This window comes from Gaetbulibacter sp. S0825 (genome assembly GCF_011777505.1).
In the GTDB taxonomy this organism is placed as follows: Bacteria; Bacteroidota; Bacteroidia; order Flavobacteriales; family Flavobacteriaceae; genus Pontimicrobium.
This window is the reverse complement of record NZ_JAATJT010000001.1, coordinates 453,654-475,705: the sequence shown is the minus strand read 5'-3', so window position 1 is coordinate 475,705 and position 22,052 is coordinate 453,654. Positions and strand designations below refer to the sequence as shown.

Genomic DNA, 22,052 nt, shown 5'->3' with positions numbered 1-22,052 from the left:
AGAAAGATAATACAACTCATTTAATCATAGCCACTTATGCAGTTTTTGTTATAACACATTTAACCAAAAAACACAGATAGTAACTGACTATAATATTTAGCTATTAATTTTATATGAAGATTTTTACACAAGAATATAAAGAACAATGGAATACCTTAAGTAAGGTGTTGTTCAGATTATTGTTTACTTACTTTGTACTGTATATATTATTAGCGCTTATAAGTCCATTATTTGAAACGCCTTATAGGTGGATTGGCAAAACCATTTTTGGAATAAATTACGAATATGAAGTAAGTGGTAATGGTAGTGGAGACCATACGTTTGCTTACATAACTTTATTTGTAAATGTAGTTTTAACCTTTGTAATATTTGTTTTTTGGAACCTTTTAGATAGAAAAAGCAAAAGCTACAATACATTATTATACTGGTTTTTAGTATTTCTTCGTGTTGTCATAGTAGCTGCAATGCTTCTTTATGGATTTGTAAAGATTTTTAAACTTCAATTCCCATCAGCTTCACTAACACATTTGCTTGACCCTTTAGGTAATTTTTCTCCAATGGGATTAGCTTGGACATATTTAGGTTTTTCAAAAGGATTTAATGTGTTTATAGGTGTTTTAGAAGTACTTGGAGGTGTGCTTTTAATCCCTAGACGCACACAAACACTTGGCTCGTTTATAGTTATTGGCGTAATGACTCAAGTTGCTGTAATGAATTTTTGTTATGATATTCCTGTCAAATTATTTTCAGTTCATTTAGTCTTAATGACTTTAGTGATTTTTATAACTGACAACAGGTTTTTGAAAGTATTCGTAAAAAATGAAGCTGTAGAAAAAAACAATTATTACCATCCTATTCAAAACACTGAATACCATAAAGTCATTTTTTGGATTAAATCTATTGGCTTACTTATTATTGTAAGTTTCATCTCTTTCAATTTTTACACAACAGAAAGCCATAGAGGAAACAACAGAAAAAAACCATTACTTTATGGTATTTGGGAAGCTACACACTTTGTTAAAAATGGAGATACACTACAACCCTTAATTACAGATAAGTATAGATGGCGTTATCTTATTGTTGACTTAAAAGACAAAGCAACAGTAAAAACAATGGACGATGTAAAGCATCAATATAAATTTATAACAGATTCAACGTCTCAAGAAATAATAATACATAAAAAGAATTCTGAACTTGAAAATTATAATTTCAACTATAAAAATCCGAATTCAAAAATTCTTCAGCTCGATGGAATTATAGAATCTGATACGTTACACATTATGTTTTCAAGAAAAGAACACGAAAAATTCAATTTAAACTCTCGTGGATTTAATTGGATTATTGAGCGACCTTACAATAAATAAAGTATGAAAGATAACACAACAATTTTAACGATAATTACTTATGCTGTTTTATTGACAGCCGTTTCAGTACTACTAAATGATATAAGAGAGTTCGATTTACAACAATTTAAAGAGTTTCAAAACTGGGCAAAATCGGCAGATAAAAGTGAGAGCTGGTTTACATCAAAAAACGCTATAAAGTGGAGTTATTATGCCATTAGTGCTGGACTCTTTTTTTGGAGAGGCTATCTTATTTATGGATTTACTTATTTTTTATCCATTTTAAGCGAAGTTGATAAAGGCCAATACTTTAGTGATAAAAACATCTCTTACTTTAAAAAAATTGGAAATATCTTTATTTGGTACGCCATCAATGTTTTGGTGTTACGATTTTTATTGGCTTTAATAGGAAAATCTTCCTTTGATTTTTTTACAGAACTTAAAACAGAGTTTTCATTATTGATACCTTGTGCGTTGGCTTTCTACTTATTAGCAGAGATATTTAAACGAGCAAATGAATTCAAAAAAGATAGCGACCTAACCATATAACTTATGCCAATTATTGTAAACCTTGACGTAATGCTCGCCAAACGGAAAATGAAAAGTAAAGATTTGGCTGAAATGATTGATATAACAACAGCCAACCTTTCTATTTTAAAATCTGGTAAAGCAAGAGCTATTCGTTTTTCCACACTAGAAGCCATTTGTAAGGCTTTAGATTGTCAACCAAGTGATATTTTGGAGTATGTTGAAGATTAATTTAAGTTTTTATTTTTTATAAATCTCTACCATTCTACAAAAATAGTATCTTAGTTGCTTAAACACTATTTTACTATTTCAACCATGAAAAAATATTTCTTATTTCTTACACTTTTAGTCTTCTTTAATTGTAAAAACACTCAAACAGAAGAAGCATCAAAAGGCATTTCTACAACGTATGATATTTCGTTTGAAAATGCAGTGCATCACGAAGCAAATGTCGAAGCAACATTCACTAATTTAAATAATGGTGAAGTAGAGTTTAGAATGAGTCGTACTTCTCCAGGACGCTATGCATTGCACGAGTTTATGAAAAATGTATACGCAGTTAAAGTAACCGATAGCCAAGGAAACGAACTGGAAACGACAAGACCAGACCCTTATTCTTGGAAAGTAAATGGTCATGATGGTACGATAAAAGTATCATACACATTGTTTGCCAATAGAGGAGGTGGAACGTATGCTCAAATAGACGAAACACATGCACATTTAAATATTCCTGCAACATTTATGTATGCGCCAAGTTTAGCGAACGACGAAATGGAAGTAACGTTTAATGTTCGTGAGGATTTAAACTGGAAAGTGGCAACACAATTAAAACACAAAGAGGGGAGCACATATTATGCGCCTAATTTGCAGTATTTTATGGATAGTCCAACCGAAATTAGCGACCATGGAGTTCGTTCGTTTGATGTAAAAGGACAAACAGTTAACCTTGTTTTACATCATAATGGTACAGATGCCGAATTGGATGAGTATTTCGAAAAAGTAAAGAAAGTAGTATTAGAGCAAGAAGCTGTTTTTGGTGAATTGCCAGATTTCGATTACGATAATTATTATTTCTTAGCATGTTACATACCTAATGCATCTGGTGATGGTATGGAGCACCGTAATTCAACTGTGGTAACATCTACTAGAAGTTTAGCTAATGGAGGTATGAGAAGTAATATTGGTACAGTATCGCATGAATTTTTCCATGCGTGGAATGTCGAGCGTATTCGCCCTCAATCTTTAGAACCTTTCGATTTTGAAGAAGCAAATATGAGTGGTGAACTTTGGTTTGCCGAAGGATTTACAAGCTACTATACCAACTTAATTTTATGTCGCGCAGGACTCATGGAACCAGAAAATTACGTAAGAGGGCTTTCAGGAACCTTTAATTATGTATGGAATTCTCCAGGGAGACAATTTTTTAATGTTATTGAAATGAGCTATCAAGCACCTTTTGTTGATGCTGCACGTTCAGTAGACCCTGTAAATAGAGGGAATACCTTTATTTCGTATTATTCTTATGGAAGTGCTTTAGGTTTAGCTCTAGACTTATCTCTTCGTGAAAAAAATCTAAATATAGACGATTACATGAAGCTAGTATGGAATACATTAGGAAAGGATGAAAAACCATATACTATTCCAGATTTACAGAATGCACTTAATGAATATGCAGGCGAAGGATTTGGAGACACGTTCTTCAATAATTATGTGCATAAAAGTGGTATGCCAGACATGAAACGTTTGTTTGAAACAGTTGGTGTATCGTTAACGCAAGACAATACAAAACCAAGTTTTGGAGCAAGTGTTAGGCAGGGCAAAATTTTTGGCTATACAAGTATTGGTTCATCAGCCTATGAAGCAGGACTTGAAAATGGTGACACCATAATCCAAGTAGGAGATTATGTGTTAAGTGATGATTTAGATTTTAACACTTTAATGACCAAGTTTAAGGCAGGTGATGTTACTAAAATAGTATATGAGCGTTTAGGAAATAAAAATGAAACAACTCTAACTTTTAAATCAGATCCTTCGTATTCTATAAATATAGACGAAAATGCTAACAACGAGCAAAAAGCAGCAAGAGAGGCTTGGTTGAGAAAAAAAAGCAAATAATTTAAGAATCTCTTTCTATTAAAAACTAAAGCAAATATGTACCTTTATAAACATGTTTGCTTTAGTTGATTGTAATAATTTTTATGCCTCCTGTGAACGCGTTTTTAATCCTAATTTACGCGAAAAACCTGTTGCTATTTTAAGCAATAATGATGGTTGTGTTATTTCTATGAGTGACGAAGCCAAGACATTACAATTACCATTTGGAGCACCAATTTTTAAATGGGAAGGATTCTGTAAAGCAAACAATATAAAAGTATTATCATCTAACTACCCCTTGTATGGAGACATGAGTAGTCGTGTTATGTCAATTTTACAACAATATACACCAGATGTTGAGGTGTATAGCATTGATGAAGCATTTTTAGAATTTAAAGGGTTTGACACCTATAATTTTAATGACTATGGAAGTCAAATAAGGCATCGTATTTTAAAATGGACTGGAATTCCAACGTGTGTTGGCGTAGCTCCAACAAAAGCATTGAGTAAAGTAGCTAATAAAATTGCGAGAAAGTTTCCAAATGAAACTAAGGGTGTCTATGTAATAGATTCTGAAGAAAAACGAATAAAAGCCTTAAAATGGATTAAATTGCAAGATGTTTGGGGAATTGGTAGAGGACTACAAAAAAGATTAGCTTTAAAAAACTGTAAAACAGCATTTGATTTTGTACAGCTATCGGATGAGTGGGTTCGCAAAAATTTCTCAATAACTGAGTGGAAACTTAAAAAAGATTTAGAAGGGATCCCTACGTTAAAACTAGACGAGATTAAAACAAAACGAGCCATTGCTACAACCCGAAGTTTTGAATATACATTTTCAGATATTGATAATATAAAGGAACGTGTCTCAACCTTTGCAACGAGTTGTGCCGAAAAACTACGCAAACAAGAATCTAGCTGTCACATGATTATTGTTATTTTAAGCAGTGATAGACATAAAAAAGAGCTAGAGCAACATCGTGCTAGTAGAGTAGTAAAACTATCATACCCTACAGATTCAACTCTTACTATATGTAAATATGCAGTAGAGACTGTGACATCAATTTTTAAAGAAGGTATAAAATATAAACGAGCAGGCGTTATTGTAACGGGATTAGTCCCTAATAACAATCACCAATTACACTTGTTTGAACATGAGAATCCTAAGCACAAATCTTTAATGACAGCGATTGATAGCATTAACAAGCGATATAAAGATTATAAAATAAAACTTGGGAATCAAGATTTAGAACGTACATGGAAAATGCGCCAAGAACGACTATCGCCAAGATATACAACAGATATTAATGAAATTATTAAAGTAAGATAATGACAAAATTAATTCAAAATTTAACCTTTTTCACACCTCAAAAAACAGATAGTTTAGGTGCAATATTAGTAGATACTGGAATTTCCGCTGGATTTCCATCACCTGCCGAAGATTTTAAACAAGAACGGTTATCTTTAGATGAAGTGCTTATTAAAAATAAGGAATCAACTTTTTTTGCACGTGTAAGTGGGCAGTCTATGATTAACGCAGGTTTAAATGATAATGACTTATTAATTATAGATAGAAGCCTAGAACCTGAACATAATAAAATTGCTGTTTGCTTTTTAGATGGCGAGTTTACAGTTAAGCGATTAAAAGTAGAAAGCGATGGTGTTTGGCTTCAACCAGAAAACGATAATTATAAACCTATTAAAATAACCCAAGACAATCAATTTGTTATTTGGGGAATTGTAACTAATGTGATTAAAAAAGTATAACTTAGGCTAAAATTTTAATTAATACTACACATGGTAGATCTCTCCACATTAGATATTTCTCTTATCATATTATTTTTTGCTATTACCCTTTTTATAGGAATTTATGTTTCAAAACAGTCAGGGAAAAGTTCAGCCGAATATTTTTTATCAGGAAGAAGTATGCCTTGGTGGTTACTGGGTGTTTCTATGGTAGCAACAACATTTTCTACAGATACACCAAATTTAGTTACAGATATTGTACGTAATAATGGTGTTTCTGGTAATTGGGTTTGGTGGGCGTTTTTAATTACTGGATTATTGACTGTTTTTGTTTATGCAAAGTTATGGAGAAAGTCTAAAGTAAACACAGATATTGAGTTTTATGAGTTACGCTATGGAGGTGCTCCAGCTCGTTTTTTAAGGAGCTTTAGAGCCGTTTATTTAGGTGTAATATTCAATATTTTAGCCATGGCTGGCGTAACATTAGCAGCCATTAAAATAGGAAGTGTTATGCTTGGTCTTGAGCCAATAGAAACAGTTCTATACGCTGGTGTTATTACGGTTATTTTTAGTGCTTTAGGCGGTTTTAAAGGTGTTGTTTATACAGATTTTATTCTTTTTTTTACTGCAATGGCAGGAGCTATTGGAGCAGCATATTATTTAGTTGGATTACCAGAAATAGGGGGATTAGAAAGTTTGCTTCAACATGAAAATGTAGCAGATAAGCTAAATATTTTACCAGATTTTAGTAATACAGAAGCACTCATTACTTTGCTTATTATTCCGTTAGCGGTCCAATGGTGGAGTAGCTGGTATCCAGGAGCTGAACCAGGAGGGGGAGGTTATATTGCACAACGAATGTTAGCAGCCAAAGATGAAAATCATGCTATTGGAGCTACTTTTTTCTTCAATATTATGCACTATGCTTTACGCCCATGGCCTTGGATAATTGTGGCATTAGCATCACTTGTTATTTTCCCAGATATAGCTAGTATTCAAGAGGCATTCCCAAATGTAGCTGAAGACAAACTTGGACATGATTTGGCTTATTCAGCTATGTTAACTAAGCTGCCTAGTGGCTTATTAGGTTTGGTATTAGCGTCATTAGTTGCTGCCTATATGAGTACCATTTCCACGCATTTAAATTGGGGAAGTTCATATATAGTAAACGATTTCTACAGACAACAAATAAATAAAAACGCTACAGAAAAGCGATTAGTAGCAGTTGGTAGAATTTCAACAGTATTATTAATGGTTTTTAGTGCATTATTCGCCCTCGTTTTGCAAAACGCATTACAGTTATTTGATATTATTTTAATGTTTGGAGCAGGAACAGGACTCATATTTATTTTGCGCTGGTTTTGGTGGCGTATTAATGCATGGAGTGAAATTTCTGCCATGTTTGTTTCTGGGTTTGTATCTATATTAATCACATTTACTTCTTTGGGGGAAACGCTGTTTGGAAATGATGCACTTATGCCTTCTTGGGCAAAATTTCCGTTTATAGTTTTAGTAACTTCCATAGTTTGGATTGCTGTAACGTATTTAACACAGCCTGAAAGCAAAGAAGTGCTTCAGCAGTTTTATAAGAAAATCCAACCAGGAGGTCCAGGATGGAACAAAGTGGTTAATGAAGCACGTGCTGAAAATATTGAAGTAGTTGATTCTAATGAAGGTTGGAGTGTACCATCTGGTATTATAGCTATGTTAGTTGGCTGTGTGTTGATTTATAGTGTCATGTTCGCTACAGGTCACTTCATTTATGGTGAATATACTAGTGCTTTGGCATTGTCAGCGTTAGCATTGGTTTCAGCATATTTTCTAGTTAAGCTTTGGAAAAAAATTAAGGCAAACATCTTATAAGTTGGTTTTGAGTAATAGAGTTGAATCTGTCGATTTGTTACGTGGATTAACCATAGTCGCTATGATTTTGGTAAACAATCCAGGAACTTGGAGTCATGTGTATGCACCTTTACTTCATGCCGAATGGCATGGATTAACACCAACCGATTTAATTTTCCCTTTCTTTTTATTTATTGTTGGCATTTCTATTCATTTGGCTTATAGAAACAAACCTAAGAATACGTCTACTTATAAAAAGATAATTATTAGGAGTTTAAAGCTATTTGGCTTGGGCTTTTTTCTTGCATGGTTTTTACCCTATTTCCCTTTTTTTAGAGACTTAGAAGTTGTGAGAATTCCAGGAGTTTTGCAACGAATAGGGTTTGTATTTTTCTTTTCAGCTATTTTATATTTGAATTGTAATTGGAAAACTTTATTTGCAATAGGAATGACAATTTTAATTGGTTATTGGCTGCTTTTAGGTTTTGTACCATTGCCCAACCCAGAAGGGATTAGTCCTACTTTTGATAGAGCGGCAAATAATTGGGCAATGTACATTGACTCAAGCATTCTTGGCGAACATATGTGGAAAAATGATTATGACCCTGAAGGGCTTATGAGTTCTTTACCAGCTATAGCAACCTGTATTTCTGGTATTTTGATTGGTAGAATATTAACGAGTGCTAAGAATAATTTAGTTAAGAACTTAATTGCTATTTCTGCTATCCTATTAATTACTGGTTACGTGTGGAGCTTGTGGTTTCCATTAAACAAGGCAATTTGGAGCAGTAGTTTTGTATTGGTTACTAGTGGTTGGGCAACTTTAATCTTGGCTATTATTTATTATTTGCAAGATATTAAACAGATTAAATTTGGAGCTGTTTTTAAGCAAGTTGGAATGAATGCAATTACGATTTTCTTCGTATCGGGTTTTATTGCTAAAACATTTTATCTAATTAAAGTTGGTGAAAACCAAAGAATCCACTCTTGGCTATATGAAAACTTTTTTACATACGATTTTTTAAGTAGCAAACTCTCTTCTTTTCTGTACGCTTTAGTTGTGATAGGATTTTATTTGTGGTTAGCAAACGTATTATATAGAAAGAAGATTTTTATTAAAGTTTAATAAAGAAAAAGGCGAAACATATAGTTTCGCCTTTTGTATTTTGAGTTAATAAAACTTAGTCCGCTAGAACTATAATTTTATTATCATTCATTTCAATAGTTCCTGAATTTATTGCCAACCAAACACCTTTATCAGCTTTAGTGAATTTATCTTCAACCTCTTCATCAAGTTGAATATCACCATACACCTTTACATGTCCTTCTTTAAGCAAAGAAACAATTGGCGCGTGATCTTTTAGCATTTCAAATTCGCCGTTCACTCCTGGAACAGCAACCGATTCTACTTCTCCACTATATAAAGTGGCTTCTGGTGTTACAATTTCTAAATGCATTCTTTAATTATATTAAATTACGCTTCAGCAAGCATTTTATCTCCAGCTTCAATAGCTTCTTCAATAGTTCCTTTAAGGTTAAACGCTGCTTCTGGTAAGTGATCTAATTCACCATCCATAATCATGTTAAACCCTTTAATAGTTTCTTTAATGTCAACTAATACACCTGGAATACCTGTAAACTGCTCAGCTACGTGGAATGGTTGAGATAAGAAACGTTGTACACGACGTGCACGTCCTACAGCCATTTTATCTTCTTCAGATAATTCTTCCATACCAAGGATAGCAATAATATCTTGTAATTCTTTATAGCGTTGTAATAACTCTTTTACTCTTTGTGCACAGTCATAATGCTCATCACCTAAAATATCAGCAGTAAGGATTCTTGAAGTAGAATCTAATGGATCCACAGCTGGGTAAATACCAAGCTCAGCAATTTTACGAGATAATACTGTAGTCGCATCTAAGTGAGCAAAGGTTGTAGCAGGAGCAGGATCCGTTAAATCATCCGCAGGTACGTATACCGCTTGTACAGATGTAATAGAACCTCTTTTAGTTGATGTAATACGCTCTTGCATCGCACCCATCTCTGTTGCTAATGTTGGTTGGTAACCTACCGCAGAAGGCATACGACCAAGTAATGCTGATACCTCAGAACCAGCTTGTGTAAAACGGAAAATGTTATCTACGAAGAAAAGAACATCTTTTCCTTGACCTTCTCCAGCTCCATCACGGAAATATTCAGCAATTGTTAATCCTGAAAGCGCCACACGAGCACGTGCTCCAGGAGGCTCGTTCATTTGCCCAAAAACGAATGTTGCTTTAGAATCTAACATCGCTTTTTTATCTACTTTTTTAAGATCCCATCCACCTTCTTCCATAGAATGCATGAAGTCATCACCATAACGGATAATTCCAGATTCTAACATTTCACGAAGTAAATCGTTTCCTTCACGTGTTCTTTCACCTACTCCTGCGAATACTGAAAGTCCACCATGTCCTTTTGCAATGTTGTTAATAAGCTCCTGTATTAATACTGTTTTACCTACTCCAGCACCACCAAATAATCCAATCTTACCACCTTTTGCATAAGGCTCAATAAGGTCGATTACTTTGATACCAGTAAATAAAACTTCAGTAGATGTCGATAAATCTTCAAATTTTGGTGCCTCTCTGTGAATTGGCAATCCAGCATCTCCAGCTTTAGGTAAATCTCCAAGACCATCAATAGCATCACCAATTACATTAAACAGACGACCATAAACATCGTCACCAATTGGCATTTGTATTGGAGCACCAGTTGCAGTAACTTCTGTACCTCTACTTAAACCATCAGACGAGTCCATGGCGATAGTACGTACAGTATCTTCACCAATGTGAGATTGTACTTCTAGTACTAAAATAGAACCATCAGCGTTCTTAATTTCTAACGAATCATAAATCTTTGGAAGTTCAGCACCAGCACCGAATTCAACATCGATAACTGGACCTACTATTTGTGCAACTTTACCTGTAACTTTTGACATTACTTCTATGTTTATTGTTTTTGCTTAAATTTTAACCGAAAAAACAAGCTGTTTTTCGCGCTGCAAATATATGAGTTTTTATTAAAAAACCATATATAAATAGTATCAAAAAAAACAAGTTTTTTAATGTTAGAAAAAGAGCACTAAAATGTTTAATTAGAAAAGAAAAAACCCAGAACAAAATTCTGGGTTTTAATTATTTGTAAAATGAACTTTTTATTATAATCCAGGGGAATACGTGACGTTATAATCAATTGCTTTTGCTACACTTCCAGAGGCTACAAAATTTGACCCATAAGTTGCATCAATAGCTTCTAAAAATTTATTCGCCAATAGTGCACTTCCTCTGGCACTAAGATGTATTCCATCTAAACTGAAAATTCCACCTGTAACAAATTCCCCAGTTAAAGTATAGTCATCAAATGGAATGCCTGTTGTAGTAGCTTGATTTAAAATTTGATTTAAATCCACAAGAGCAAGGCCATTTGCAGAGGCAACACCTGAAATTGTTGCATTGAAGTTATCTGTAGCGGCTTGAATAATAGACTGTTCTTCAGGTGTCAACACCCATTGATCTGCCAATGGAACACTAACTCCGTTAATTAACAAAGGATTTCCTCCTACGGTAGTGCCAATAAAGTTTAAACTTAACAGCACTAATAAATCTTCAGCCGTAGCCTGTCTGTATTTAGGCAAAGCTGCGAAAGCTGGATTAATAGCACCTAAATCTGTAAGATCCTCATCAACAATAACTACAGCGTTTTGACCTTCAACAAAATTGATGGTTCTTCTATCTAATTCTTCTTGAGGAAATAATCCAGTTCCAGCTAATGCTGCAAATGCTTGTTGAAGCCCACCATTGTATGCAGCATAGCCTTGATTCACTAAATTAGCAGTCCCAGCATCTAAAGGGACAGCATTGTAGGGAACAGTTGTAAAATGTGGTAAATCAGTAACATTAGGGATATTAGTAACAACGCCATTTGCACCTGTGGAAACAAGCGCTGTGACCATTCCACCAAATGCTTGTGCAAAAACGTTAGGGTCTGTTATATCACTTCCTCCATAAGTACTAGGATCAAAATTACCAGTTTGATCGATTCCTGAACCACCAGCAATTGCATAATCTAAAATATCGAATGCACCAACTTCAGATAAAGAGAAGAATGTAGGGCCTTGAATCATTGCATCAGTCAAAACATTTGTAGTAGGACTAGAAGCCATTCGTACAAAATATGGATTAGCTTGTCCCGAAAGAACACCAGCAATGTTTCCATAACCAGGAGCTAATAAATGAAAACTTTTTGCTCCTGGTACTCCCATATTATTAAAAGGGCCAGTTGGGTTATTAATTGCTATATCTGTAGCAACAGTAACAGGTCCAATTATAGACTCCAATGGTACTGGTACAGCGCCACCAAAAACAAGCCGTGGATCAGCTATTCTAGTTCCTCCTATGGCTAAACCACCAAAATTACCACTCATCATTGGCTGCGTAAATGAACCGCCCCCAGCTTTAGCAAACTGCTCTGCCATTATATTTGGAAAAGAGTTTAGTTGAGAAGCATTAAATAAAGCAAGATCGCTATATCCTGCGGTAAAAGAAGCTCCAATGGATACAAATTTAGAAAAATCGGCACTTCCAGCAGTTAGTGGCGGCAATACTACATCTGGCACAATAGGGTCATCAATATAATCTTCAGGGTCGTTACATGCTACAAAACCTAAACAGATTAGCAGCATCCATATATATTTAGTATTCATAATATTTGTTTTCATTTTATAAGTTGTTAATTGTCCATGAGATGTAATATTGAGAACCAATAAATCCAGAGCCAAAGGCTGTGAAATATTCCTCTCCTAATAAGTTTGTTGCTCCAGCTTTAAACGTTGATTTTAAACTAGGCACTTTTAAATTAATTTGCGCATCAAGTACGTGGTACTCAGGAACGATACCGTCTCCAAATGTTGCCTCCCAGAAATAATCATCACTAAACCTATATGCGACATTAAAACCAAAGTTTTTAAATAAGTTGGTGTTTCCAAAAGATGCTTTAAACTTGTGCTCTGGTGTATTGAAGTTTGTTACAAAATCAGGGTATTTATCTTGGTCGAAATCTAATTTTGAATAGGTATAACTTCCACCTAAATCAAAATCACCAAAAACTTTCATAGATAATCCAATTGAACCTCCATAAGAATTAACTTTAGCTTCTGCATTTGTATAAGCGCTATAACCTTGATAGTCGCCATTGACTATTGCTAAAACTGACAATCCTCCATCACCAGCAGTTCCATATAAAGGAGCGGCAACACCTTGTTGAGAAATAAAATCTTCATAACTATTATAGTAAACACTTAAGTCCACAATAAGTTTATCAATTTTACCTCTATAACCAACTTCAGCCGAAGATACTTTTTCGGGTTTTATTAAATCAGGATTCGCAACTTCTAAAACCGCTGGATTTCCAGTAGCAGCAAAAGCTTGTAAAGAAGCTCCAGAATATGAATTATTATAAGGCGCAGCACCTGTTTGTGTTATAGTGGCAGGTTGGCCTAATAATTGTCCAGATGCACTTACAGGTAAGTCCCTTGTCCAACGCCCTAAGTTGTCTGGTGATGAACCTACCAAAAATCCTTGGCCAGAATCTAAACCAATAAATAAATCTTGAGTTGTTGGGTTTCTAAATCCTGTTTGCACAGAGGCTCTAATATTATGATTTTCATTTACAGTTAAACCTGCCGAAATACGTGGCGATATAAAGCCATCAAAAAATTCAGACTTGTCATATCGAACAGACCCCGTTAATTTTAAACTTAAGTCATCACTGAATTCAAATTCTTTTTGAATTTGCGTATAAATACCAAACTCAGAATAATTAATAGGTCCATTTTCTGGAGTGTCTGTATATATTGTGCCTCCAGAATTCAAGCTATATCTTCTATAAGAACCACCAACTTGAATATCGGCAAAATCGATTAAGTGGCTAAAGTTATAGTTACCATCTGCATGATAATATTTTGATGCATCTTGAAATTTAGATCCTGTTTTTAAATCAGGGTCATTTGTACTTCTATTAAATGCAGCTTCAAATTCTGGTGTCCCAGGCTCATATCTTCCCTGTTCAGCAACAGCTCTGGCCGCAGCATGTTTTTGAGCTTCAGTTAAACCAAGTGGGTTTCCACTTAACTCAATTCCTGCATAGGTACCAATATATTCTTCAAACCATTGCGAATGTGGTTTCCATGAGTTAAGTATTTGAATTCCTGTAAATAGCATATCGTAAGAATCACCTGCATTATCACCTACTACGTAACCTCTTAAAAAGAAGTTGTCGTTTTTAAGTTCTAGTTTGTGTTGTTCTTGAAAGAAGTTTCTAATATTATATCTATTTAACCCTTGATAAATAGTTGTTCCTGTTCCTACTTTACCAACATACGAAATTTCAAAATCGGTTGCCCAAGGTCTATAATACAATCCCCAATCTGCTTTTACACTTTCTGCATTAAAATCGGTTAAATCTCTTTCATTATATCCAGTTCTACTCACTACTACATCAGGAATAATTCCTAATCCAGAAGCAGATCTAATATTGGTTGCCACTTCATCACCATACACGTTCACCCCATTATAATTAATATTTGAAGCTCTGTTTCCGCCATCAGAGTTTTTGTCAACCTCACTAGTTGCTCCCCAATCGGTTCCTTTTAAGTATGCAAAATTTACTTTACCAGCAAATTTTTCGCTAAACTTATAAGCAGCTCTTATACCAAAATCTGTATAAGTGTTATCGCCTGTTGCTTCTTGAGAGGTCATTCCTTGTTTAACATAACCACTAATTCCTGAATGATCGAATGGACTTTTACTGGTCATGAATAAAATTCCGTTAAAAGCATTTGCACCATATAATGCTGAAGATGCTCCTGGTAGTAATTCTACACTTTGAACATCAGTTTCGGTCATACCTACTAAATTTCCAATAGGGAAGTTTAATGCAGGTGTTGAGTTATCCATTCCATCTACCAATTGCATAAAACGGTTATTTGCAAAAGTTGCAAACCCTCTTGTGTTTATAGATTTAAATGTTAAGCTATTAGTATTTACATCTACGCCTTTTAAATTTTCTAGACCATCGTAAAAATCGGCAGATGCTGTGTTTTTAATTTCTTTTAAACCAAAACGTTCAACTGTTACAGGAGATTCAAAGATTCGCTCAGGAGTTCTAGATGCAGAAATTACAATTTCATCTAACTCACTCCCTTCTTTTAAAGCGAAGTCAATTACTTGGTTATTTGCTGTTACCTCTTTTGTTTGGGTTTCAAAACCTACACTACTTACTTGAAGTGTGAAAGGAGGTGTTTGACTTGTTGTTAAGGTGTACTTGCCATCAAAATCTGTCATTGTACCAGTTGAGGTGCCTACAATAATGATGTTGGCTCCTGGGAGTGGTTGTCCGCTATCATCAGTAACTGTACCTTTGATAGTCGTTTGCGCATAGGATGATACGCAAAAGAGTAATAGAAAAATCTTTAGAATAGTTCTCATATTGGGTATTAATTAAATTTTAGTAATTGCTTTTAACTAGGCACTGCAATATAAAAAAATAAAACAATTATGCACGCATAGTAAGTTGCATAATACAATATAAGACTTTTTAGATAGCGATTATCTTAAAAATTTGAATTTGGATTAATTTTAAATAAGAAATTTACTCTACAGTAACGGATTTTGCCAAATTACGAGGCTGATCGACATTTTTTTCTAACATTACAGCAATATGATAAGACAGTAACTGCAATGGAATAGTTGTTAAAAGCGGAGTAAGTGACTCGATTGTTTCAGGAACCTCAATAACGTGATCTGCTAATTTGCGAACACTAGTATCTCCTTTGGTAACGATTCCTATAATTTTACCTTTTCTGGCTTTAATCTCTTCAATGTTACTAACAACTTTTTCGTAGTGTCCCTTTTTTGTAGCAATAACAACAATTGGCATATTTTCATCAATAAGTGCTATAGGGCCATGTTTCATTTCAGCAGCTGGATAACCTTCGGCATGAATATAAGAGATTTCTTTAAGCTTTAATGCACCCTCTAGAGCTACAGGGAAATTATAGCCACGACCCAAATACAAAAAGTTTGTAGCGTCTTTATAAATTTCAGCTACTGTTTTTACATAAGCATCAGATTGTAAAGCTTGCTCAACTTTATCTGGAATCATCTCTAATTCGATTAAATGACGTCTAAAATCGGAACTAGACATAGTGCCTTTTGCTCTGGCCAGTCTTAATGCCATTAGAGTTAAAACAGTAATTTGCGTTGTAAATGCTTTTGTAGATGCCACACCTATTTCTGGTCCAGCATGTGTATATGCACCAGCATTTGTTTCGCGAGCAATGGATGATCCTACAACGTTACAAACGCCAAATACAAATGCACCATGTGATTTAGCCAATTTAATTGCAGCTAAAGTATCTGCTGTTTCACCAGATTGTGATATCGCTATAACAACATCATTTTTATTGATTACAGGATTTCTGTATCTAAATTCTGAAGCGTATTCCACTTCAACAGGAATTCTTGCTAAATCTTCAAATATATACTCAGCTACCAAGCCTGCATGCCATGAGGTTCCACAAGCCACTATAATAATGCGATTGGCATTAAGAAACATTTTCATGTTATCTTCAACTCCTGCCATTTTTATAATGGCTTCTTTGCTCAATAAACGACCTCTATAGGTGTCTCTTATAGCATGGGGTTGTTCGAAAATCTCTTTTAACATAAAGTGTTCGTAACCACCTTTTTCTATTTGTTCTAGGTTGAGTTGCAATTCTTGAACGTAGGGATTCACTAATGAATCATCTTTAATCTTACGAATTTTAACATCTTTATGTCTTCTTACTACTGCCATTTCCTCATCTTCCAAATAAATGGCGTTATTGGTATATTCTATAAAAGGTGTAGCATCACTTGCTATAAAAAACTCATCTTCACCAACACCGATTGCTAATGGGCTTCCTAAACGTGCAACTACAATTTCATTAGGTTTTGTTTTATCAAAAACAGCAATAGCATAAGCTCCAATAACTTGATTTAAAGCTATTTGAACTGCTTTTCCTAATCTAACATTGTTGCTTTTTTTAATATCTTCAATAAGGTTTACTAAAACTTCTGTATCTGTATCAGATTTAAAAGTATAACCTCTTTTTTGAAGTTCTTTTTTTAAGGCTTCGTAGTTCTCAATGATTCCATTATGGATAATTACTAAATCTCCAGAATTTGAATAATGAGGATGTGAATTAATATCGTTAGGAACACCATGTGTTGCCCAGCGCGTATGACCAATTCCTAAACTTCCTTGTGTAGATATTTCACTGGCTACTCGCTTTTCTAGATCGTCAACCTTTCCTTTGGTTTTTGATAGCTTGATGTCGTTTCCATCAAATAAAGCAATTCCTGCACTATCATAACCTCTGTACTCTAAACGCTTAAGCCCATTTAAAATAATTGGGTAAGCTTCTCGGTGTCCAATATATCCAACAATGCCACACATAAAATTTAGTTTTCTGGTTCGGTGTAATATATAGTTAATTTAGCTTTTTTAGCTTCATTGGTCGTGTTGTTTCCAAAAAGCACTGTTCCTTTGTATGACAAGAGGCTTCCATTAGGTATTGCTTTCACATTGGCATCACTATCATCTAAAAGTGCTTGAGTATTGACAGAACCTACTCCAGACATTACTGATAAACCTAATTTAACATTTGTTGAATCGTTAACAAAAATGTTTTTTAAATGCTCGGTTATTCTTATTTTGTATTTAATACCATCACCTTCGGGATCATCGTCTTCTCTTTTTAAAGGAACTAAATGGTCAATTTTAGCATTTACTGTTGTGCCACTTGCAGATTGATCGATATAATAGTCTACTAAAGCTGTATTGTCACTAAGATTATAAATTAAAACCCTATCAGGTTCATTTCCTTGTACAGTACTTTGATCCACATAAAACTCCAAATAAGCTTCATTTATTAATCTTTTTCTTGAAATGTTTTCTCCGTCTTGTTCTCTAAACACTCTTTTAAAATTATCAAAGGCATCTTCGGGATTTCCATTTTCATCTTCAACGGTTCCGTTAAATAAATCTATAACAGCCATATAGCCTTCTCCTCCTTTTAAATATAATTTTTCGTCTCCTACGGCATCATCACCATCAGGAATTGAAATTAAATTATTGGTCATTAAATTAATTAGATTTCTATAGAAATTCATCGTGTACTCACCTTTAATAGAATCTAAGGTATCGTCAATACCGTTATTATTTATATCAATCCCTTCTGTTTGATCTACATCATGAGTATCATTAATACCATCATTATCTGTGTCTGTTCCATTATCATTTACATTATCGCCGTTACTATCAACATCAGCATAATCAGGTATTCCATCATTATCCTCATCAGTATTATCCCTGTCACTAGTATAATATACTGTAAGATTGGCATCTGAAGAGTTAAAATTAAGCATTGCCATTGAGCCTGATCCACTTATACCTTCGGCTTTAAAGTAAAGTCCTCTAAAATAGTTTAGGAAATTATTTCTATTGCTTAATTCTGGTTCATCTTCTTTATCAAATAGTAATTGTTGCCAATAAGTATGATGTAAAGAATCTCTAATATGAAGTCTCATGGACGGTGCTACAAAAGTAGAATCTGGTTCACCATCTTCGTCAAACCCTTTTAGAACAATTTGTTTTTCACTTGGAATAAAGTTAGCATCATAGACAAGTTGTCCTTCTAAATCGGCTGAGTTTATTTGAACAGATTCTGAAAGTGCTCCATTTGAATAATATTTTTGAGATTGGTTTAAATCTGAATTTGGATCAAACTCTCTTAAGAAATAGTTGTTTTGATAAATTGAGAGTTTAATTGGAGTGTCAGCATAAACTGAGTCTAATACATAGTCAGATCCTCCGCCATCATTAATTCCTGTAACTCGACTGTAATAAGGCACTGTAAGTACAACAGAATCTAAAACAACATTTTCGCCAAATTGAGGATTAAAGATATTTGGAGAAAGTTGTCCAACAAAATTTGCAGAGTAACTTCCAAAAATAGGGTCGTCATAATAGCCAATTAAGTTTGAAGGAAGTCTATTAGATTGAAAAGGTGTAATCTTTTTATTATAGGTCACAATTGGGTACGTTACAACATCTGCATTGAAATGTGTCGTATTTTCAGAGTTTACCACATCTGAATCTAAACTTGCAAAATCTCTTTCACAGGCAGCAAATATGGTAACTATTACAGCCAAAAGGGCTATGTTTTTTAATAAAATTTTATTCTTTTTCATGTGTTTTCTAGCTTAAAACTTGGGTGTTGTAAAATGCTGTATAAGCTTCAGCAAATTCATCTGGGTATTGATATTCTAAGACTGGTTTATTGCAATTTTTTAAATAGTCTTGTAATTCATCAGGCATATTTTCAGACCCAACAATCAATGCGTCCGAATAATCTACAGCTACTTTCATAAGGTTATTGTAAGTAGGTGTTTCTAAAGTTTTTATTGCTGATTCTTCAATATTATCAAACTTTATCTTGTTTATCATTTCTTTATTTAACGAGTCATCAAAACTTTGATTGTATAATGAGGTCACTATTTTACTTTCGTTAAAAAGCGGTTCATCTTTGTAATATTCTTTTAGGTAAAGTGGAAGTAATGATGCTAACCATCCATGTACATGAATAATATCTGGTGCCCAATTTAGTTTTTTAACAGTTTCAATGACACCTTTTGCAAAGAAAATAGCGCGCTCGTCATTATCTCCAAACAACTTACCATTTTCGTCAGTTAATGTTGCCTTTCTTTTAAAATACTCTTCGTTGTCAATAAAGTAAACCTGAATTCTTTCTTTTGGGATAGAAGCCACTTTTATTATTAATGGCATATCTAAGTCATTAATCACCAAATTTATTCCAGATAAGCGAATTACTTCATGAAGTTGATGCCTTCTTTCGTTAATGTTTCCATATCTAGGCATGAATATTCGTATTTGACCTCCTTGTTTGTTTACCATTCTTGGTGCCTCAAAGGACATTGAAGAAATCTCTGTCTCAGGTAAATATGGCACTACTTCAGAGGACACATACAATATTCTCTTATCTTTCATAAACGCTTCTGCTTTAATTTTTAGAATAAAAAACACGCAAAATTACAAAAATTATGCAGATTAATAGTAATATATTATGTTTGCACGCTGTTAATTTTTTTATAAAATGCAAGTAGCAAACTCAAAAGAACATATTGGAGACATAATATTGGACCTTAGAAAAAATGATACTTCTATTGGGTTTGTACCTACTATGGGTGCATTGCATAAAGGTCATTTATCTTTAATAAAGAAAGCTTTACAAGAAAATGATGTTGTTTTTGTGAGCATTTTTGTAAATCCAACACAGTTTGATAACCAAAAAGACCTTAAAAATTACCCTAGAACATTAGACAGAGATGTAGAACTCTTAAAAACAGTATCCGATTCAAAAATTTTTGTGTATGCTCCTACAGTTGAAGATATTTATGGGAAACATCCTAAAGCTAAAAGATTTGATTTTGATGGATTAGAACATGAAATGGAAGGTGAATTTAGAGACGGTCATTTTGACGGTGTTGGAACTATTGTGAAACGATTATTTGAAATTGTGACTCCAGATAGAGCATATTTTGGAGAAAAAGATTTTCAGCAATTACAAATCATTAGAAAGTTAGTAGATAAGAATAACTTACCAGTAAAAATTGTTGGGTGTAAAATTCATCGTGAAACTACAGGTTTGGCAATGAGCTCAAGAAATGAAAGGCTACTTCCAGAATATAAAAAAGCAGCACCATTCATTTTTAGAACCTTACAAGAAGCCAAGAAAAAATTTGGCACAAAAAGTGCTACAAAAGTAACGGAATGGGTTAAAAAGCAATTTGAAAAAAATCAACTTTTAGAGTTAGAATATTTTATAATTGCCGACATAGAAACCTTAAAGCCAGTAAAAAGAAAATCACAATCAAAAAAATACCGTGCGTTTATTGCAGTTTATGCTGGAGAGATAAGACTTATAGATAATATCGCACTAAATTAATTACCTTTGCCCAATGCAAATACAAGTTGTAAAATCAAAAATCCATAGAGTTAAATGTACAGGTGCCGACCTAAACTATATAGGCAGCATCACCATAGATGAAGACTTAATGGAGGCTGCCAATATTATTCAAGGTGAAAAAGTTCAAATTGTGAACAATGACAATGGAGAGCGTCTTGACACCTATGTTATTCCAGGCCCTAGAAATAGTGGAGAAATAACCTTAAATGGTGCTGCAGCGAGGAAGGTTGCTGTAGGTGATACGCTTATTTTAATAACCTATGCATTTATGGATATTGAAGAAGCCAAAACTTTTAAACCATCTTTGGTGTTCCCAGACGAGAATACCAATTTATTAAAATAAATCATTGAGCAAACAAACAAAGAATGTTATTAAAATAATACTTCCTTTAATCTTGGGAGTAGTATTGATCTGGTATTCTTTGTCAAAAATGCCAATGTCTGAGCTTCTTTCTTATTTCAAAGAAGCAAATTATACATGGATAGGTTTAGGCGTTTTACTCGGTGTTTTAAGTCATTTATCGCGTGCCTATCGTTGGAAGTTTATGATTAACCCAATGGGTTATAAATTGCATATTCCAAATAGCTTCATGGCAGTTATGGCAGCATATCTTATTAATTACACCATACCAAGAGCAGGAGAAATATCAAGAGCTTCAATAGTTGCCAATTATGAAGGTATACCGTTTGAAAAGGGTTTTGGAACTATAGTTGCTGAGCGTATTGCAGATTTAGTAATGATGCTACTAATAATAGCTATAACACTTTTTCTGGAATTTGAGTATATATATGATTTTTTTGCTGAACGGTTTGACCCTAATAAAATCCTTATTGGAGTTGCAGGATTAATAGTAATTTCTATAGTTTTTGTATTGTTTATAAGACGAAGTAATTCTAAACTTGCATTGAAAATCAAAGGTTTTGTTGTAGGATTAATTGAAGGTGTTTTAAGCATTTTTAAAATGAAGCAAAAGTGGGCATTTGTAGGCCACACATTGTTTATTTGGCTTATGTATGTCCTAATGTTTTATGTGACAACATTTGCAGTAGACGAAACATCGGGAATCCCGCTTGCAGCTATTTTAATTGGCTTTATTTCAGGAAGTTTTAGTATTGCAGCAACAAACGGAGGTGTTGGTTCGTATCCAGTAGCTATTTTTTTAGCTTTTTCAATTTTCGGAATTGCTGAAGATGCTGGTATGGCATTTGGGTGGATTATGTGGACAGCACAAACTTTAATGGTAATTGTTTTGGGAGGTTTATCGTTACTATTTTTACCTATCTACAATAAAAACCGAGAAAAAACACAAACGAGCTAACTTAAAACACTTCCATTTTTAGCCCTAAATGTGTACCTTGCCATTATT

The 22,052-nt window shown here is 33.9% G+C and carries 18 protein-coding genes; 11 read left to right on the top strand and 7 right to left on the bottom strand.

Annotation, left to right across the window (positions count from 1 at the left end):
- Positions 1-113 precede the first annotated feature (113 nt).
- The 8 genes from HB672_RS02205 to HB672_RS02170 all read left to right on the top strand — a co-directional run bounded on the left by HB672_RS02205 (position 114) and on the right by HB672_RS02170 (position 8,679).
- Positions 114-1,364 carry a DoxX family protein gene (locus HB672_RS02205; RefSeq protein WP_167607017.1) on the top strand — a complete coding sequence of 417 codons (1,251 nt, stop codon included), beginning with the start codon at positions 114-116 and terminating at the stop codon, positions 1,362-1,364.
- Between the two features lie 3 nt (positions 1,365-1,367).
- A complete protein-coding gene (locus HB672_RS02200; RefSeq protein ID WP_167607014.1) occupies positions 1,368-1,892 on the top strand; it encodes a DUF2975 domain-containing protein in 525 nt (174 codons plus the stop codon).
- Between the two features lie 3 nt (positions 1,893-1,895).
- Positions 1,896-2,102: a helix-turn-helix transcriptional regulator gene (locus tag HB672_RS02195; RefSeq protein WP_167607012.1), complete on the top strand. Its 207-nt coding sequence runs from the start codon at positions 1,896-1,898 to the stop codon at positions 2,100-2,102.
- An 84-nt stretch (positions 2,103-2,186) separates the two neighbouring features.
- Entirely contained in the window at positions 2,187-3,986 is a 1,800-nt protein-coding gene (locus HB672_RS02190; protein WP_167607009.1) for a PDZ domain-containing protein, read from the top strand.
- Positions 3,987-4,038: 52 nt separating this feature from the next.
- Positions 4,039-5,295 (top strand): Y-family DNA polymerase, encoded by a 1,257-nt coding sequence (locus HB672_RS02185; protein ID WP_167607006.1) that lies wholly within the window; start codon positions 4,039-4,041, stop codon positions 5,293-5,295.
- Positions 5,295-5,732, top strand: a complete 438-nt coding sequence (gene umuD / locus HB672_RS02180; RefSeq protein WP_167607003.1) for a translesion error-prone DNA polymerase V autoproteolytic subunit — start codon at positions 5,295-5,297, stop codon at positions 5,730-5,732. The genes HB672_RS02185 and umuD overlap by 1 nt, the downstream gene beginning before the upstream one ends.
- A 30-nt stretch (positions 5,733-5,762) precedes the next feature.
- Positions 5,763-7,574: a sodium:solute symporter family protein gene (locus HB672_RS02175; protein WP_167607000.1), complete on the top strand. Its 1,812-nt coding sequence runs from the start codon at positions 5,763-5,765 to the stop codon at positions 7,572-7,574.
- 7 nt (positions 7,575-7,581) lie between these two features.
- Positions 7,582-8,679 carry a heparan-alpha-glucosaminide N-acetyltransferase domain-containing protein gene (locus HB672_RS02170; RefSeq protein WP_167606997.1) on the top strand — a complete coding sequence of 366 codons (1,098 nt, stop codon included), beginning with the start codon at positions 7,582-7,584 and terminating at the stop codon, positions 8,677-8,679.
- Positions 8,680-8,734: 55 nt separating this feature from the next.
- Here HB672_RS02170 and HB672_RS02165 read toward each other — a convergent pair whose 3' ends face one another.
- From HB672_RS02165 to HB672_RS02135, 7 genes are all read right to left on the bottom strand, one after another.
- The gene (locus tag HB672_RS02165) at positions 8,735-9,010 is read right to left on the bottom strand and encodes a hypothetical protein (RefSeq protein ID WP_167606994.1); all 276 of its coding nucleotides are present in this window, start codon (positions 9,008-9,010) and stop codon (positions 8,735-8,737) included.
- A gap of 17 nt (positions 9,011-9,027) precedes the next feature.
- Positions 9,028-10,536, bottom strand: a complete 1,509-nt coding sequence (gene atpD / locus HB672_RS02160; RefSeq protein WP_167606991.1) for a F0F1 ATP synthase subunit beta — start codon at positions 10,534-10,536, stop codon at positions 9,028-9,030.
- Between the two features lie 219 nt (positions 10,537-10,755).
- Positions 10,756-12,315 carry a G-D-S-L family lipolytic protein gene (locus HB672_RS02155; RefSeq protein ID WP_244306566.1) on the bottom strand — a complete coding sequence of 520 codons (1,560 nt, stop codon included), beginning with the start codon at positions 12,313-12,315 and terminating at the stop codon, positions 10,756-10,758.
- 1 nt (position 12,316) lies between these two features.
- The gene (locus HB672_RS02150) at positions 12,317-15,082 is read right to left on the bottom strand and encodes a TonB-dependent receptor (RefSeq protein ID WP_167606988.1); all 2,766 of its coding nucleotides are present in this window, start codon (positions 15,080-15,082) and stop codon (positions 12,317-12,319) included.
- A 163-nt stretch (positions 15,083-15,245) separates the two neighbouring features.
- Positions 15,246-17,093 (bottom strand): glutamine--fructose-6-phosphate transaminase (isomerizing), encoded by a 1,848-nt coding sequence (gene glmS / locus HB672_RS02145; protein WP_167606985.1) that lies wholly within the window; start codon positions 17,091-17,093, stop codon positions 15,246-15,248.
- Between the two features lie 5 nt (positions 17,094-17,098).
- On the bottom strand, positions 17,099-18,889 hold the full coding sequence (locus HB672_RS02140; RefSeq protein ID WP_167606981.1) for a DUF4270 domain-containing protein: 1,791 nt from the start codon (positions 18,887-18,889) through the stop codon (positions 17,099-17,101).
- A 7-nt stretch (positions 18,890-18,896) separates the two neighbouring features.
- Positions 18,897-19,706 (bottom strand): glycogen/starch synthase, encoded by an 810-nt coding sequence (locus HB672_RS02135; protein ID WP_167606978.1) that lies wholly within the window; start codon positions 19,704-19,706, stop codon positions 18,897-18,899.
- 106 nt (positions 19,707-19,812) lie between these two features.
- On the opposite strand from HB672_RS02135, the gene panC reads away from it, so the two are divergent.
- From panC to HB672_RS02120, 3 genes are read left to right on the top strand one after another with little or no spacing between them, the layout of a single operon-like run.
- Complete coding sequence (gene panC, locus HB672_RS02130; protein WP_167606975.1) at positions 19,813-20,664, top strand: pantoate--beta-alanine ligase; 852 nt, start codon at positions 19,813-19,815, stop codon at positions 20,662-20,664.
- Positions 20,665-20,677: 13 nt separating this feature from the next.
- The gene (panD, locus tag HB672_RS02125; protein WP_167606972.1) at positions 20,678-21,028 is read left to right on the top strand and encodes an aspartate 1-decarboxylase; all 351 of its coding nucleotides are present in this window, start codon (positions 20,678-20,680) and stop codon (positions 21,026-21,028) included.
- A 4-nt stretch (positions 21,029-21,032) separates the two neighbouring features.
- On the top strand, positions 21,033-22,004 hold the full coding sequence (locus HB672_RS02120) for a lysylphosphatidylglycerol synthase transmembrane domain-containing protein (RefSeq protein ID WP_167606969.1): 972 nt from the start codon (positions 21,033-21,035) through the stop codon (positions 22,002-22,004).
- Positions 22,005-22,052 lie beyond the last annotated feature (48 nt).